Consider the following 16,033-nt stretch of genomic DNA (forward strand, 5'->3'; position numbering starts at 1 on the left):
AATCAGCCCGCGAGCCCGCCGTACAACGGACGCTCGCCGATCCTATTGTTACGCTATTGAAACACTCATTGCTAAATTGTTTTACCAGGGCAACATAAAGCTCTACAATAGCCAGCTTCGGCCGCTGCCCCCCACCGCAGCATCCATGCCGGATTGTCACTCCTGATGGCCACGCCCCCGCCGTCCGCGCCGCTCGCGCCCCCCAAATAACACCAACGGATCGATACAACATGTTCACTCGCCTGAAAATCGGCACGCGCATCAGCTTGATGCTTGCTGTGCTGTTCGCCCTGCTGCTCGTCGTCAGCGGGATGTCGCTGCGCACCCTCGCGCACAACAACGCCAGCATCGGCAACCTGAAGTCCAGCAGCGCCGGCCTCGTGACGGCGCAGAACGCCATGTGGGAGCTGCGCTTCGGCGTGGCCAACTTCATGACCGGCAATGAGCAGGCGCGCGCGAAGATCCTTGGCGACGAGCAGAAGTGGGCCGGCATCATCAAGGACAGCCTGGCATCGTACGAAACGCTGCCCCATTCGGACGAGGAAAAGGCCGCGCTGGCGCAGCTGAAGGAATCGTATGCGAAGTACTTCGACTCGCGTCCGCGCTGGTTCGAGCTGTACTCGGCCGGCAAGACGGAGGAAGCGGCCGAGTGGCGCGCGAAGAACACCAACCTGCACGGCGCCGCCACCGTGAAGGCGTTCAAGCAGCTGATCGAACTGCAGAACAAGCGCACCGACGCCGACGTGGAAGAGCTGCTGGCCGCGAACGCCACGTCGCGCAACGTACTGATTGGCGCGGTGCTGATCGCGCTGGCGTTCTCGGCCCTCGTCGGCTATCGCCTCGTGAAGTCCGTGACGGCACCGCTGGGCGAAGCACTGAAACTGGCGGAGACGGTGGCGCAGGGCGACCTGACGAGCCGCGTGACGGTGCGTGGCGACGACGAGATCGGCCAGCTGATGCGCGCGCTGCAGCACATGAACGACAGCCTCGTGAAAATCGTCTCGGAGGTGCGCAGCGGTACCGATACCATCGCGACGGCATCGGGCGAGATCGCCGCGGGCAACCTGAACCTGTCGCAGCGCACCGAGGAGCAGGCCGGCTCGCTGCAGCACAGCGCCGCATCGATGGGCGAGCTGACGACGACCGTGCGGCAGAACGCTGACAACGCGCGCCAGGCGAACCAGCTGGCGCAAGCCGCATCGGGCGTGGCGGTGAAGGGGGGCGAAGTGATCGGCCAGGTCGTCTCGACGATGGACGCGATCAACGAGTCGGCCCGCAAGATCGTCGACATCATCGGCGTCATCGACGGCATCGCGTTCCAGACCAATATCCTGGCGCTGAACGCGGCGGTGGAAGCGGCGCGTGCGGGTGAGCAGGGCCGCGGCTTCGCCGTGGTCGCATCGGAAGTGCGCAACCTGGCGCAGCGTTCGGCCAGCGCGGCCAAGGAGATCAAGGAACTGATCGGCGACTCCGTCGAAAAGGTCGACGCGGGCAGCCGCCTCGTCTCGCAGGCCGGCACCACGATGGACGATGTGGTGGCAGGCGTGAAGCGCGTGACCGACATCATGGCCGACATCACGGCGGCCAGCGTGGAGCAGAGCGCCGGCATCGAGCAGGTGAACGTCTCGATCACGCAAATGGACGACATCACGCAGCAGAACGCGGCGCTGGTGGAGCAGGCATCGGCCGCGGCCGCGTCGCTGCAGGAGCAGGCGGACGCGCTGGCGCAGGCAGTGTCCGTGTTCCGCCTCGATACCGGGGCAGGGCGCGCGCTCGTGCCGCTGCGCTGACCGAACGGAGAGTGGCGGAGAGGGCGTCCTCGCGTCTTCGTGAATGTGGTTAGAATGGCAGTAATGCCGTTTGCTTAAGCGCTTTGCTGCGCTGTAAGGGGGCTGTAAGGGGGCCCCCTTACTGTTTTTAGCAAACTACTACCACGATGGAGACAAGCATGAACGCACCAAGTACCGCGCAAGGGACCGGCCAGGATACCGAACACCAGGGCCTCGTCGAGAACCGCATCTTCGCACCGCCGGCGCCGTTCGCCGCGCAGGCCGCCGTCTCGGGGATGGAAGCGTACCAGGCGCTGTGCGCCGAAGCCGAGCGCGACTACGAAGGCTTCTGGGCCCGCCTGGCGCGCGAGAACATCGAATGGCAGATGCCGTTCACCCGCACGCTCAACGAAGACAACGCGCCGTTCTACAAGTGGTTCGAGGACGGCAAGCTGAACGCCTCCTACAACTGCCTCGACCGCAATCTGAAGAACGGCAATGCGGACAAGACCGCGATCATCTTCGAAGCGGACGACGGCACCGTCACCAACGTCACCTACAAAGCGCTGCACGAGAAGGTCTGCAAGTTCGCCAACGGCCTGAAGTCGCTGGGCATCAAGAAGGGCGACCGCGTGGTGATCTACATGAGCATGTCCGTCGAAGGCGTGGCGGCGATGCAGGCCTGCGCCCGCATCGGCGCGACGCACTCCGTGGTATTCGGCGGCTTCTCCGCGAAGAGCCTGCAGGAACGCATCATCGACGCGGGCGCCGTGGCCGTGATCACGAACGACGAGCAGGTCCGCGGCGGCAAGCAGCTGCCGCTGAAGGCGATCGTCGACGAAGCGCTGGCGATGGGCGGCTGCGACACGATCAGGAACGTCGTCGTGTACAAGCGCACGGGCGGCGCCATCAACTTCAAGGAAGGCCGCGACATCTGGCTGTCCGACCTCGTCGACCAGCAGAGCGCCGAGTGCGAGCCGGAGTGGGTGGAAGCGGAGCACCCGCTGTTCATCCTGTACACGTCCGGCTCGACCGGCACGCCGAAGGGCGTGCAGCACTCGACCGGCGGCTACCTGCTGTGGGCCGCGCTGACGATGAAGTGGACCTTCGACATCAAGCCGGACGACGTGTACTGGTGCACCGCCGACATCGGCTGGGTCACTGGCCACACGTACATCACGTACGGCCCGACGGCCGTCGGCGCAACGCAGTTGATCTTCGAAGGCATCCCGACCTACCCGCACGCGGGCCGCTTCTGGGAAAACGTCGCGAAGCACAAGGTGACGATCTTCTACACGGCACCGACCGCGATCCGTTCGCTGATCAAGGCATCGGACGGCGACGAAAAGGTCCACCCGAAGAACTTCGACATCTCCTCGCTGCGCCTGCTCGGCACCGTGGGTGAGCCGATCAATCCGGAAGCATGGATGTGGTACTACCGTAACGTGGGCCGCGAGCAGTGCCCGATCGTCGACACGTTCTGGCAAACGGAAACGGGCGGCCACATGATCACGCCGCTGCCGGGCGCCACGCCGATGGTGCCGGGTTCCTGCACGTTGCCGCTGCCGGGCATCATGGCCGCGATCGTCGACGAAGCAGGCCACGACGTGCCGAACGGCCAGGGCGGCATCCTCGTCGTGAAGCGCCCATGGCCATCGATGATCCGCACGATCTGGAACAACCCGGAGCGCTTCAAGGCCGGCTACTTCCCCGAGGAATTCGGCGGCCGCTACTACCTGGCCGGCGACGGCGCGATCCGCAACAAGGACACGAGCTACTTCACGATCACGGGCCGCATCGACGACGTGCTGAACGTCTCGGGCCACCGCATGGGCACGATGGAAATCGAGTCCGCACTGGTCGCCAACCCGCTGGTGGCGGAAGCTGCGGTGGTCGGCAAGCCGGACGACACGACGGGCGAATCGATCTGCGCATTCGTCGTACTCAAGCAGGCACGGCCTACTGGTGAGGAGGCTAAGAAGCTGGCCACGGAGCTGCGTAACTGGGTCGGCAAGGAGATCGGGCCGATCGCGAAGCCGAAGGAGATTCGGTTTGGCGACAACCTGCCGAAGACGCGGTCGGGCAAGATCATGCGGCGCTTGCTTCGGGTGCTGGCGAAGGGAGAGGCCATCACTCAAGACGTCTCCACGCTGGAGAATCCGGCGATTCTGGAGCAGCTCAAGGAGAGTGCCTGAGGGGAGTTGTATGCGGCGAGCAGGCCGGCGGCGCGAGGGGACTGACCCCGGTTTTCGCGCTTGGGGTCTGTCCCCGGTTCCAAGTCTGCGGCTGCCGCACACCACACTGTGCGGCTTGCCCGCAAAAAACTTTGCACTCTTCAAGACACCTGCTATAATCTGCGGCTCTCGCGATGCGGGAGATGCAGGAGAGATGGATGAGTGGTTTAAGTCGCACGCCTGGAAAGCGTGTATAGGTTCATAGCCTATCGGGGGTTCGAATCCCCCTCTCTCCGCCAGGAATACAAAAAAGATGGCCACCTTCGGGTGGCCATTTTTTTTGTTTCATGGCGGAGAGAAGGAGGGCGCCTGCGCGCCCTCCGTGGGGGATTCGAAGACACGCGCTTACCAGCGCGGGGCTCTCCGAATCGCCCATTTGCCGCTGAAGGACTTGCCCGCCCAGCGGGCAAGTCCTTCAACGGCGCCGCGCGCCGAGGGCGCGCGTCGTCACCATAAATCAGTTCTGTGCCTTCTTGAAGATCTCTTCACGATGGAAAGCCAAAAACACGGCCTGCTCAGGCTTGAACATCCCGACGTTTCTTTGCGCCGAGATACCCCAGGCATTCAGCACAGCGGGATCAAGCAACCCCGAAACCAGCATCGTTCCGTCATCAGCAAACGAGATCAGTCCTCTATCAAACAGATGGTCGACGTGAGGCGCGAGCAAAAGGCCGTTGCAGCCGTTTAGCTTCTCAACATCACTCGATGCCCCCCACGGCTTGATATGGCTTGCACGTAAATGGCCGTGATCCGTTATGCCAGTCACACGGCATCCGCGCTCGTTTTTAGCGACGTTCAACTTAAAAATCCCTTGCCCACGCCGCGCCATCACAAGACTAGCCTTTTCGGTCGGCCCGATATCAGTTCTGCCTTCTATCGCCTTTTCAATCTGCTCGTCATTCCTGGTGAGGTCGCCTGTTACCGCTGTTAGCCTGGCGTAAGCGGTCGTGTATTGAGTCCCCAGCAAGCTAATGAGAACGTCAGCAAGCGCCAGAGGCACCTCCGCGAGATAGACACTTTGAAGACCGTCGCCGGTCCGTTGCAAGGGCGAGTACTTAGGTGGTAGATGTTCGCGAAGTAGCTCGATATGGTCCTTCGGTCGGATAGGGTGGGGCAGCTCTCTAAATTCCACTGGTACTTGCCAGCCTTCGTCAGCCCAGTACGCTCCGGAGGTATCGAATGGCTTCGGTGCCGCATGCGCAGTGCCCGTGGCCACACCTATCGCTTTTATCTTCGTGTCGCAGAACGAGAAGATGACATCGCCCGGCCGAACGTCGACCATATTTTCATAGAATTTGTTTGCGGCGCCGTCTGCACGTGTCTTAGGCGACCACAGAAAACCGCCTAGGGTCTCGTCCCTGTACGTCTGATTTTGGTTCACCCACCAATACGCACGGGGGACTGATGTCGCGGGCACAATTGAAAGGCTCCCGAGCTGCTCAGCCCATCTTCTCACCTGTGGAGCATTTAGTTCTAGCTCAGTCTTCCACTTGATTCTTGGGGACCCGCCTACCGTGCTTGTGGCGGCGATCAGCTCAGCGAATTCTTCGCTGGTCCAAGTATGATTTCTTGCGGCGGATGTCATTGTCTCCACAGGGAACGCCCAATCGAAGCTGGCATCGAGCGTCCAAGCGTTCCGAAATGGGACGGCGGCAGTGAGGGACAAGGGAGGAAGGTCGCAGCGGTAACACGCATAATCGACTCCTGACTGCACCTGCCCGAAGAACTGAGCATGAGTTTCCCAATTTGATATTCCTATCGCTGCCCCAGCATCACGATACTGGAAAGGTTGTATGCGTCCCTTTCCTTCAACTGCACGCGCGTTGTACCAGCCCAGCAGCGCACTTACCGCATCTTGTATCTTCATTTTCTAAAAGTTGGTTTCAACGATTAGAAAATATTACTCGAAGTCATCTACTCTGTGTCACAAGATGTGACTGTGAGTATGGTCCACCCAAACTCGACCGATTAAGGCAACTGGAACAATCCGAGCCCAAAGCCAGTTGAGCGAGACCTTTTGGTCCCGGAAGAGGTCCAGTTGCTCTTAAATTCTTGTTAGAATGGTCACTTTGCTTCGTCGATACCGCCCGCTAAAGGAGTCCGTGCGATGCAACCAGTGATCGTTATGGGAGACAAGACCAGTCATGGAGGCACCGTCATCACATGCTCATCCATGTCCGACACTCATGGAAAAGGCTGGGCTCGAGTAGGCGACAAGGTCGCGTGCCCGCGGTGCAAAGGCATCTTTCCCATTGCCGAAGGAGACTCAACCTTGACGGATGATGGCCTGCCCGTGGCGTACCACGGCTGTAAGGTCGCGTGTGGCGCTTCCCTGATTTCTGGCCAGCTCTCTACGTTCACGAATCAGGCGAAAAGCGCTGGCTCAGCCTCAGGCAGCGACGCAGATAGTCGCCTGAGCGAGAAGTTCGGTTTCATTGGCGCGGGAATCGCAGGCGCGTACGAGGACGAGCCATTGGACAGTGCCGGGCAGCGCTTCCGAGGTCGGTTTCAGCTGCTTGACGCTAGCACTGGCGAGCCCATTTCAGGACAGGCAGCGCGCTTACGTACCACAAGCGGGCAGGTCATCAGCACCACTACCGATTCTGACGGTTTTACGCAGTGGGTCGAGCGCGAAGCACGGGAGACTTTGGCTTTTGATCTCAACGACGAGGAGGATAAATGACCGGCCCCGGTTCATCCCTTCCTCCCTTGGGAAGTGGAGGAATGTCTCCAGAGGGAACGACGACAACGGTCAGGATCCATCGGCCCGGCCTGGAACCGGAGGACCAGAAAGTACTGTGTTCTGCCATTTGCAAGTGCAAGGACACACCCGGTATCGGAAAGGATGGGCGCTCTCTCAAGCAGTCGTGCGTGTCCGGCAGACTTAAGGCGCTTGACGAGGCCTTGGCGCACCGAAGCATCTACAAACCGGAAGTCAACTACGACATGACGCAGCGGCCACCGGCGCCGATCATGGATAGCAGCGTCGGCACGAAGGGACACGATTGGCTGCCGGGCTGGATCAGGAAGTACTGGGAGACGCCGCCCGAAGGTGGCCGCCGCAGGCCGCCCTTTCAGCCCGGCGAAGGCTTCATCCGTCGGCCTGACGTTGTGATCGTCAAAGACCCTGCACAGCCGCCAACGCAGGACAACATCAAGAAAATTGTCGAGATAAAATTCCCGCCGGATAAACCGAATCGCGAGCAGACGTTCGCTTATGCCCGGATCGCTGACGACGAAAGTAAAGTCGAGGTCATGGGGCCTGACGATTGCAACTGCTCGCAGCCGGAATCGGAATCCAATAAAGTGCCGGCAGAGCAGCTCGGGCCGGCAGCCGCTGCTGCGGGAGCGCTGCTCTATTTTCTGCTAACAAGACGGCCGCCACCGCGGCCGGTAATGGGATTCTGAGGCCATGAGCGAACTCCCCTATGACCCTGTCCAGTTGATGCGCGAGCATCCCGAGCAAATGCGTGTTCCCGGCGCCCTGATGTCGAAGAAAGGGCCGCAGGATTACGTCGGCTGCGTTCCTGCGATCACTGGAACGCTGTTCTTTAAGGGCGCCCATTTGCCGGAGGTGCGTGAGGCCATCTGCAACTGCTTCGACTTGTACGCTGCACTAGCCGGAGACCGCCTGACATGGCTGTGGCGCGATGAGCCACCCGTGGGCCCAGATAAATACGCGTACACACAGGCTCCGTCGCTACGCGAAATGATGAAGCAACTGCGTGAAAATGACTTCACCGGGTTCACCTACGTTAGCGGGACTCAGCCTCACGATGCCGGCGAGTGGGAGTTCAGTGTTTTTGGTTTGCGTGGCTGGCAGGCCGACATGGGTGACTGGGGCCTCAGCGCGTTGCGGTTCGCCATGCCGCTGCTTCAGGTCGAAGACAACCCGACCGTTTTTCAGTCCCTGTTCGTTTCCTTCGCCACCCGCTTGCGGGCGATACATGGCCATGGTGGACACGGCCTGGTGCTGTCGGCCGTGCGCGTGGATGAGAATCAGCCTTTCGAAGCCTTCATGAGCGCTAAGCTGAACGGCCTCGACGTCGGCGACACGTCGCTCGCGTGTAAGCACGCGCATGAAGGCATCAAGACGGTATCTTGGCTCACCGCGATAAGCCAGGAGATCGTCGAAGAAATCGGTGGGCTCCCGGCGATTCGTTCGGAGCTGCCGCTGGACTGGTTCGCGCTGTACGACTATAAAAGCGGAATTGTGATCCAGTCAGGACCGAAGCCGGAAGCCGCGCCCGTCGATGTCGATCCCCGTCCTGCACGTCTGGTACTGCCAAACGCGTTGCTCAGACCTTTTCGTGCGCCTAAGGTGGCCCTGCACACTGGATCAAAGTATGGTGAACCAAGGATTGTCGGCTTGACTGCGGACCAGTGGCTGAAGCGTTTCGACGTGGAGGAGGGCGAGATAATTGCATATAAGCGGAAGCTGCTGGATGAGCCGAAGCTATCTGAAACCTCGACGTTACCGGCGCGGCTTTGAGCCAGCAGCGGCTTGCCGCACGAGTGCTGAAGCACGAGAGTGCCGGCGTGGCGGCAGCTCATGCCTCGCTAGGCCACGTGATCGCCATCGGATGGCCAGGACGCTCGGCGTGCACGTCGCCCAATGGCGCTATGCGTCGAAGGCGCGCGTTGTGGCACCACCTCGACGTCTCTACGCCACTCTCCGGTGCGACACTACTCAACGGCACCGCTCACGCCAACCCGCCTTCCCCGCGGCTCTGCTTCGCCCGCCCGATAACCGGAACAGCTGAGCATCAAGCTGCTTGACCCCCACCGCGTCCGGGTTCATCCTGTCATCCACCCGTCGACGCCCCTAGCGCCGACGCCACCGCTACCACGGAGCCCAGATGAACCTGCGTGCGAGATGTGCGATACCGATATGCTTGACCATCCTGCTGTCCGCCAGCATAACGGCCGCCGCCGCTGAACCCACCGGCCACGTCACCGGCATCGGCGGCATCTTCTTCAAGGCACAAGACCCCAAGGCACTGGCAAAGTGGTACCGCGACACGCTCGGCCTGCCGCTTCAGCCATGGAGCGGCGCGCTGCTGCGCTATGACGCGCCGGATCATCCGCCGAAGCTGACGTGGCAAGCCTTCCCGGCCAGCACGACGTACTTCGCACCGTCCACCAACACCTTCATGATCAACTTCGCCGTCGACGACATGGAGGCACTGCTCGCACGTCTCGCCACGCGTGGCGTGATGCCCTTGAAGCGCAGCGACGACGACCCTAACGGCAAGTTCGCCTGGATCCTCGACCCCGAGGGGAACAAAGTCGAGCTGTGGGAGCCCAAACGCGCAACCCCCTGACGTAACCACCACCGGAGAACGAACATGCAAAGCAAGAACACCGTTTGTTTGTGGTACAACGGCACCGCCGAAGAAGCAGCCAACTTCTACGCAAAGACCTTCCCGGACAGCGCAGTCACCGCGGTCCACCGCGCCCCCGGCGACTACCCCGACGGCAAGCTGGGCGACGTGCTCACCGTCGAGTTCACCGTGATGGGCATTCCCTGCATCGGCCTGAATGGCGGGCCGGCGTTCTCGCACACCGAAGCCTTCTCGTTCCAGGTCGCCACCGACAACCAGGAAGAAACCGATCGCCTGTGGAACGCGATCGTCGACAACGGCGGGCAGGAAAGCGCGTGCGGCTGGTGCAAGGACAAGTGGGGCCTGTCGTGGCAGATCACGCCGCGCATCCTGATCGACGCGTTCACCGATCCGGACCGCGTCGCGGCCAAGCGCGCGTTCGATGCGATGATGGACATGAAGAAGATCGACATCGCGACGATCGAGAAGGCCTGGCGCGGCTGACGCGCCCTTGGCCAGCAGCAGGGCCGGCTGGTCACAATCAAAAGATTGCGCAACCATATCTCTTTGATAGTGTGATATCGTTGCGCAACCATTTTATTTGATTGCGCAACCATGGCCCTGAAGCAGATCAAGCATCTCCGCTGGTATATGATCGCCCTGGTCATGCTCGGCGCGGTCATCAACTACCTGACCCGCAGCACGCTGGCCGTCGCGGCGCCCACGATCCTGCAGGACCTGCACATCACCACCCAGGAATACTCGTACATCACGGCCGCCTTCCAGGGCGCGATCATGCTGCAGCCGCTGTGCGGCTACGTGCTCGACGTGATCGGACTGAAGCTCGGCTTCGCGCTGTTCGCGAGCGCCTGGTCCGTCATCTGCATGCTGCATGGCTTTGCGACGAACTGGCAGATGCTGGCCGTGCTGCGCGGTATGCTGGGCCTTGCGGAAGGCTCGGCCAACCCCGCCGGCATGAAGGCTGTCTCCGAGTGGTTCCCCGCGAAGGAGCGCGGCATGGCGGGCGGCATCTACAACATCGGCGCGTCGTTCGGGTCGATGCTGGCGCCGCCGCTCGTCGTGTGGGCCATCCTGCACTACAACTGGCAATCGGCGTTCGTCATTACCGGCGCGCTGGGCCTCGTGTGGGTGTGTGCCTGGCTCCTGCTGTACGACGCGCCGAAGAAGCACCGCAGCCTCACGCCCGAGGAAGCGCAGCACATCGCGGCAGGCCAGGAGCAGCACCTACAAGGGGACGGCACGCGGCCGTCGATCATGAGCATCCTCAGGATGCGCAACTTCTGGGGCATCGCGCTGCCGCGCTTTCTCGCCGATCCCGCCTGGGGCACGCTGTCGTTCTGGGTGCCCCTGTACCTGACGACGGTCCGCCACTTCGACCTGAAGCAGATCGCGATGTTCGCGTGGCTGCCGTTCCTGGCGGCGGACCTGGGTTGCCTGTTCGGCCCGATGGTGGTCCTGTGGCTGCAGAAGCGAGGCGTTCGCCTGATCAATGCGCGCCGCGGTGCCTTCACGCTGGGCGCAACGATGATGATGGGCGTGGCGTTCGTCGGTTATGTCGACAGCCCGTACGCCGCCATCGCGTTGCTGAGCCTTTGCGGCTTCGCGCACCAGACGCTGTCCGTCACCGTCATCACGATGTCGTCCGACCTGTTCAAGCGTAACGAAGTGGCCACCGTCGCCGGCATGTGCGGCACGTTCGGGAACTTCGGCCTGCTGCTCTTCTCGCTGCTGATCGGCGGGCTGATGGCCAGCGTCGGCTACACACCGTTCTTCGTCAGCCTGGCGGTGCTCGACCTCGTCGCCGCCGCGCTGCTGTGGTCCCTCGTTCGCGAACCTCAACCCGACAAGCAAGCATGATCCAGAACCCCATCCTGCGCGGCTTCAATCCCGATCCGTCCATCGTCCGCGTTGGCGACGACTATTACATCGCCACCTCCACCTTCGAGTGGTACCCGGGCGTGCAGATTCACCATTCGCGCGATCTCGTGAACTGGCGCCTGCTGGCCCGCCCGTTGACGCGCGCCAGCCAGTTGAACATGCTGGGCGCGCCCGATTCTTGCGGCGTGTGGGCGCCGTGCCTGACCTATGCGGACGGCCTGTTCTGGCTGATCTACACGGACGTGAAGCGCTACGGCCGCACTTCCACGGGCGGCGCCACCGGCAGCGCTTCTCTGCGCGACTTCCACAACTACCTCGTCACCAGCCCCACGATCGAAGGGCCGTGGTCCGATCCCGTCTACCTGAACAGCAGCGGCTTCGACCCGTCGCTGTTCCATGACGACGACGGCCGCAAGTACCTGCTGAACCAGTTGTGGGACCACCGGCCGGGCGGCAACCGCTTCGCCGGCATCGTGCTGCAGGAGTATTCGGTGGCGGAGCGGCGGCTCGTCGGCCGGCGCGAGAACATCTTCCAGGGCACGCCGCATGCGCTCACCGAAGCACCGCACCTGTACAAGCGTAATGGCTGGTACTACCTGCTGACGGCGGAGGGCGGCACCGGCTGGAACCATGGCGTCACGATGGCGCGCTCGCAGAACCTGCACGGGCCATATGAACTGCACCCGGACCAGACGATCCTAACGGCGCGCAATCGTCCCGATGCGCAGTTGCAGCGCGCCGGCCATGCCGACCTGGTGGAAACGCAGGACGGCGGAACGTATATGGTGTACCTGTGCGGCCGGCCGCTGCGCAACCGCGGCACCTGCACGCTGGGTCGCGAGACGGCGATCCAGCCGATGGAGTGGGGTGCTGACGGCTGGCTGCGCACCCGTGACGGCAAACGCACGCCGGAGCTGCAGGCCGTGGCGCCCGGCCTGCCGGAGCACCGCTTCGAGGCCGAGCCGGCGCGCGAGGATTTCGATACGCCGCAGCTGCCGATCGCCTTCCAGTGGCTGCGCACGCCGATGCCCGAAGAGCTGTTCAGCCTCACGGCGCGGCCCGGCCACCTGCGCCTGTACGGCCGCGAGAGCATCGGCAGCCAGTTTCGCCAGGCGCTGGTCGCGCGCCGCCAGCAGTCGCACTGGTACAGCGCGGCCACCGTCGTCGATTTCGAACCCGAGCATTACCAGCAGCAGGCGGGCCTGGTGTGCTACTACAACGGCGCCAAGTTCCACTACCTGTACATCACGCACGACGAAGCGATCGGCCGGCACCTGCGCGTGATGAGCAGCCTGCCGAACCACGTGCAGACGGATGCGTTCACGGCGCCGGTCCCGCTGCCCGCAAATGGAAGGGTAGAGCTGCGCGTCGAAGTGGACGAGGAGCGGTTGTACTTCGGCTACCGGCTGGAAGGCGGGCAGTGGCAGTGGTTGCCGCAGCAGTTCGATGCCAGCATCCTGTCCGACGAGGCCAATGCGCCGGGGCAGCCGAACTTCACGGGCGCCTTCGTCGGGGTGGCGTGCCAGGACATGTCGGGCAGCGCCCTGCATGCGGACTTCGATTATTTCGAGTACCGCGAGCGGGCGTATTGCGCCGATCCCACCGCGTAACGGGATCGTCTCCCGCCGCTGAACAGCGCGGCCGAGCAAGGGATGCGATAGCATTGTATGCTCCCCGGTACATCCACTCACGCTCAACGCTATGACTTCATCCGCACAACCCGACCCCGGCCTGCCGCTCGACATGATCATCTTCGGCGGCATGGGCGACCTGGCGGCACGCAAGCTGCTGCCCGCGCTGTACATGGCTCACCTGCATGGCAACCTGCCGCACGGTACCCGCATCATCTCCACCGGCCGCCAGGAGCTCGGCCGCGAGGGCTACCTGGCGTTCGTCGAAGAGAAGTCGCGCGCATTCATCAGCGCGGAGAACTTCGCCGACGATGCGTGGCAGAGCTTCCTGCGGCTGATCGACTACGTCCGCCTCGACGTGCAGCAGGATGACCTGGCGGCGCTGGCGCAGGCGTCCCGCGGCGGCGCCGAGCGCGTGTTCTATCTCGCGACGGCGCCGGCGTTGTTCACGACGATCTGCGACAAGCTCGCCGCGGCCGGCCTCGTCGATCGCCAAGCCCGCGTGGTGCTGGAAAAGCCGCTGGGGCGCGACCTCGCGTCGGCGGTGGAGATCAACGAGGCCGTCGGCCGGCACTTCGCCGAATCGCAGATCTACCGCATCGACCACTACCTGGGCAAGGAAACCGTGCAGAACCTGATGGTGCTCCGCTTCGGTAACTCGATCCTCGAACCGCTGTGGCGCGCGCCGAACATTTCCAGCGTCCAGATCACGGTGGCGGAGGAGGTGGGCGTCGGCAGCCGCGCCGGCTTCTACGACAGCACGGGCGCGATGCGCGACATGGTGCAGAACCACCTGCTGCAGCTGCTGTGCATCGTCGCGATGGAGCCGCCCTCGTCGCTCGCGCCGGATGCGGTGCGGGACGAGAAACTGAAGGTGTTGCGCGCGCTGCGCCGCTTCAACCTTGGCACGATCGCACGCGACACCGTGCGCGGCCAGTATCGCCGGGGTGTGGCCGGCAACCAGGAGGTGCCGGGCTATCCGGAAGAGCCGAATGTACCGGCGGGCAGCGGCACCGAGACGTTCGTGGCGCTGCGCACCTATGTCGACACGTGGCGCTGGTCCAAGGTGCCGTTCTACCTGCGCACCGGCAAGCGGATGGGGCGGCGCTCGTCGAAGATCGTCGTGGAGTTCGCGAACCCGCCGTTCTCGCTGTTCCCCGAACAATCGCCCGGCGGCGTCGCGAACCGGCTGGTGATCGAGCTGCAGCCGGAGGAGGCGATCAAGCTGCAGGTGATGGCCAAGGAGCCCGGCAGCGGCATGCACATGCAACAGGTGGCGCTGAACCTGGACCTGCAGTCGGCGTTCTCGCAGCGCCGCGCCGAAGCCTACGAGCGCCTGCTGATCGACGTCGTGCGGGGCCGCCTGACGCACTTCATGCGGCGGGACGAACTGGAAGCGGCCTGGGAATGGGTCGAGCCGATCATCGACGGCTGGGGCGCGCTGGGCGAGCCGCCCCGGCCCTATGCCGCCGGTACCTGGGGGCCGCCGGAGTCGTTTGCGCTGCTGGCGCGCGACGGCTACAGCTGGTTCGAGTAGGCGGAGCGGCCCGGGGCCGGCGCATCGGCTCCGGGCGACGTCATTGCATTGCTCGTGCGGGAGCGAGGGCCGGGCTTGCCGGCAGCCGTGCATTCTGCTCCGTCGAAAACGCATTCTGTCGCAGCATGCCGGTTCCCCGGCAGCGATCCATCTAGAGTAGCGTCGACGGAAACCGTCACGCCCTCAACGATCACGAAAGGATCCAGGAATGCCGCCACGAGTCTTCGCTCTTTTCCTTGCCACGCTGTTCTCCGGCGCCGGCGCCGCGCAAGCCGCGCCGGCTTTCGACCCCGGCACGCTGAAGGGCCCGGCCGGGCGTACGCCGAACGAGGTGATGGTGCTCGGTACGGCGCACCTCGCGCACCTGCCGCCGGCTTTTCAGCCAGACAGCTTGCGCGTGCTGCACGAACGTCTGCGCGCGTGGAACCCCCGCATCATCGCGATCGAGCACCTGTCGGGCCAGCAGTGCGCCACCTTGCGGCAATACCCCCAGCGCTACGAGGACACGGTACGGGCGTACTGCAAATGGGACCCGGCGCCGGCACGCGCAACGACGGGCCTCGACGTGCCGGCGGCGACGGCCGAAATCGACCGCCTGCTGGCGCACTGGCCGGAGCAGCCGACAGCGGCGCAGCGGCGCCACCTTGCCGCCGTCTTCCTTGCCGGCGGCGAGCCCGACTCGGCCCTCGTGCAGTGGCTGCGCCTGGAACCCGCGGAGCGCAAGGAGGGGGACGGCCTCGATGCCGGGCTCGTCGCCGCACTTGAAAAGCGCGCCGGGGGAAAGGGCGAGGATGCGCTGATCGCCGCGCCGCTGGCCGCCGCACTGGGGCTCGAGCGCGTGTACGCGATGGACGACCACACGGCCGACGCGCCGGATGCGGACCCGCAGGCTGCCGGCGCCGCGATCGGCAAGGCCTGGAACAATCCAGCCACGGCGAAGCTCCGGGCGATGGATGAACAGCTTCACGCGCGGCTCGGCGATGCGGCAGGCGTGATGGCGATGTACCGGAGCCTGAACGATCCGGCGCGCGCACGGCTCCTCTACGACAGCGACTTCGGCGCCGCGCTGGAGGAACCGTCGCCGCAACAGTTCGGCCGCGGCTACGTCACGTACTGGGAAACCCGTAACCTGCGCATGGCCGCGAACATCCGCGAAGCGATCGGCATGCAGCCCGGCTTGCGCACGCTCGTCATCGTCGGCGCGAGCCACAAGTGGTATCTCGAGGCCTACCTGAACCAGATGCACGACGTGCGCATCGTGCCGACGGACCAGGTGCTGCGCTAGGGTATGTCGATCTGTGCGGCGACCGCGCCAGGCATACGGTCAATATGCGGCTCACGGAGCGCAGCGTGTCTCGCCATGCTGGCGCAAGACCTTCTTCACCTCGACGCCGCCAGCGGAGGTGGGAGCGAGGCAAAATTGGCCTAGGTATCCCTGCGTCGAGTCGTCGGGGCGGCCAGTGCTCCCTCCCATGCCCACCCCGTAGATCTGGCCGGGTTGAAGTTGCGGTGCCGGGGCAGTGGTCGCGCCGGCCGGGGCGGCGCCGTACGCAAGGCAACTCCGGGAGTCGACGCGGATCGTTCTGTCGTCGGGAAAGCTAAATCCCCATATCTCCTGCGGTGCCTGGTCGGGCGCGAA

At 63.7% G+C, this 16,033-nt stretch carries 12 protein-coding genes and 1 tRNA gene; 12 read left to right on the top strand and 1 reads right to left on the bottom strand.

Annotated features, from left to right (window positions below; genetic code table 11):
• Nucleotides 1-230 precede the first annotated feature (230 nt).
• The 3 genes from IP92_RS02380 (at nucleotide 231) to IP92_RS02390 (ending at nucleotide 4,242) form a co-directional block, all read left to right on the top strand.
• Complete coding sequence (locus IP92_RS02380) at nucleotides 231-1,790, top strand: methyl-accepting chemotaxis protein (protein ID WP_145872904.1); 1,560 nt, start codon at nucleotides 231-233, stop codon at nucleotides 1,788-1,790.
• Between the two features lie 158 nt (nucleotides 1,791-1,948).
• Nucleotides 1,949-3,964: an acetate--CoA ligase gene (acs, locus tag IP92_RS02385; RefSeq protein WP_145872905.1), complete on the top strand. Its 2,016-nt coding sequence runs from the start codon at nucleotides 1,949-1,951 to the stop codon at nucleotides 3,962-3,964.
• A gap of 187 nt (nucleotides 3,965-4,151) precedes the next feature.
• Nucleotides 4,152-4,242: transfer RNA gene (locus tag IP92_RS02390), tRNA-Ser, on the top strand.
• A gap of 218 nt (nucleotides 4,243-4,460) precedes the next feature.
• Here IP92_RS02390 and IP92_RS02395 read toward each other — a convergent pair.
• Nucleotides 4,461-5,870, bottom strand: a complete 1,410-nt coding sequence (locus IP92_RS02395) for an HNH endonuclease (protein ID WP_199271811.1) — start codon at nucleotides 5,868-5,870, stop codon at nucleotides 4,461-4,463.
• 240 nt (nucleotides 5,871-6,110) lie between these two features.
• Here IP92_RS02395 and IP92_RS02400 point away from each other — a divergent pair, with 240 nt between their 5' ends.
• The 9 genes from IP92_RS02400 (at nucleotide 6,111) to IP92_RS02440 (ending at nucleotide 15,679) form a co-directional block, all read left to right on the top strand.
• On the top strand, nucleotides 6,111-6,686 hold the full coding sequence (locus tag IP92_RS02400) for a PAAR domain-containing protein (protein ID WP_145872906.1): 576 nt from the start codon (nucleotides 6,111-6,113) through the stop codon (nucleotides 6,684-6,686).
• A gap of 188 nt (nucleotides 6,687-6,874) precedes the next feature.
• Nucleotides 6,875-7,411 (top strand): VRR-NUC domain-containing protein, encoded by a 537-nt coding sequence (locus IP92_RS02405; RefSeq protein WP_229418577.1) that lies wholly within the window; start codon nucleotides 6,875-6,877, stop codon nucleotides 7,409-7,411.
• Nucleotides 7,412-7,415: 4 nt separating this feature from the next.
• Nucleotides 7,416-8,495, top strand: a complete 1,080-nt coding sequence (locus IP92_RS02410) for a type VI immunity family protein (RefSeq protein WP_145872907.1) — start codon at nucleotides 7,416-7,418, stop codon at nucleotides 8,493-8,495.
• A gap of 403 nt (nucleotides 8,496-8,898) precedes the next feature.
• A complete protein-coding gene (locus IP92_RS02415) occupies nucleotides 8,899-9,327 on the top strand; it encodes a VOC family protein (protein ID WP_229418578.1) in 429 nt (142 codons plus the stop codon).
• A gap of 24 nt (nucleotides 9,328-9,351) precedes the next feature.
• A complete protein-coding gene (locus IP92_RS02420) occupies nucleotides 9,352-9,831 on the top strand; it encodes a VOC family protein (RefSeq protein WP_145872909.1) in 480 nt (159 codons plus the stop codon).
• Nucleotides 9,832-9,978: 147 nt separating this feature from the next.
• Nucleotides 9,979-11,205, top strand: a complete 1,227-nt coding sequence (locus IP92_RS02425) for an MFS transporter (RefSeq protein ID WP_307724836.1) — start codon at nucleotides 9,979-9,981, stop codon at nucleotides 11,203-11,205.
• Nucleotides 11,202-12,836 carry a glycoside hydrolase family 43 protein gene (locus tag IP92_RS02430; protein WP_145872911.1) on the top strand — a complete coding sequence of 545 codons (1,635 nt, stop codon included), beginning with the start codon at nucleotides 11,202-11,204 and terminating at the stop codon, nucleotides 12,834-12,836. Before IP92_RS02425 ends, IP92_RS02430 begins: the two co-directional genes overlap by 4 nt.
• A gap of 91 nt (nucleotides 12,837-12,927) precedes the next feature.
• Nucleotides 12,928-14,394 (top strand): glucose-6-phosphate dehydrogenase, encoded by a 1,467-nt coding sequence (zwf, locus tag IP92_RS02435; RefSeq protein WP_145872912.1) that lies wholly within the window; start codon nucleotides 12,928-12,930, stop codon nucleotides 14,392-14,394.
• Between the two features lie 208 nt (nucleotides 14,395-14,602).
• Nucleotides 14,603-15,679, top strand: a complete 1,077-nt coding sequence (locus IP92_RS02440; RefSeq protein WP_145872913.1) for a DUF5694 domain-containing protein — start codon at nucleotides 14,603-14,605, stop codon at nucleotides 15,677-15,679.
• The last annotated feature ends 354 nt before the right edge of the window (nucleotides 15,680-16,033 follow it).

The organism is Pseudoduganella flava, from assembly GCF_007830495.1.
Lineage (GTDB): Bacteria > Pseudomonadota > Gammaproteobacteria > Burkholderiales > Burkholderiaceae_D > Rugamonas > Rugamonas flava.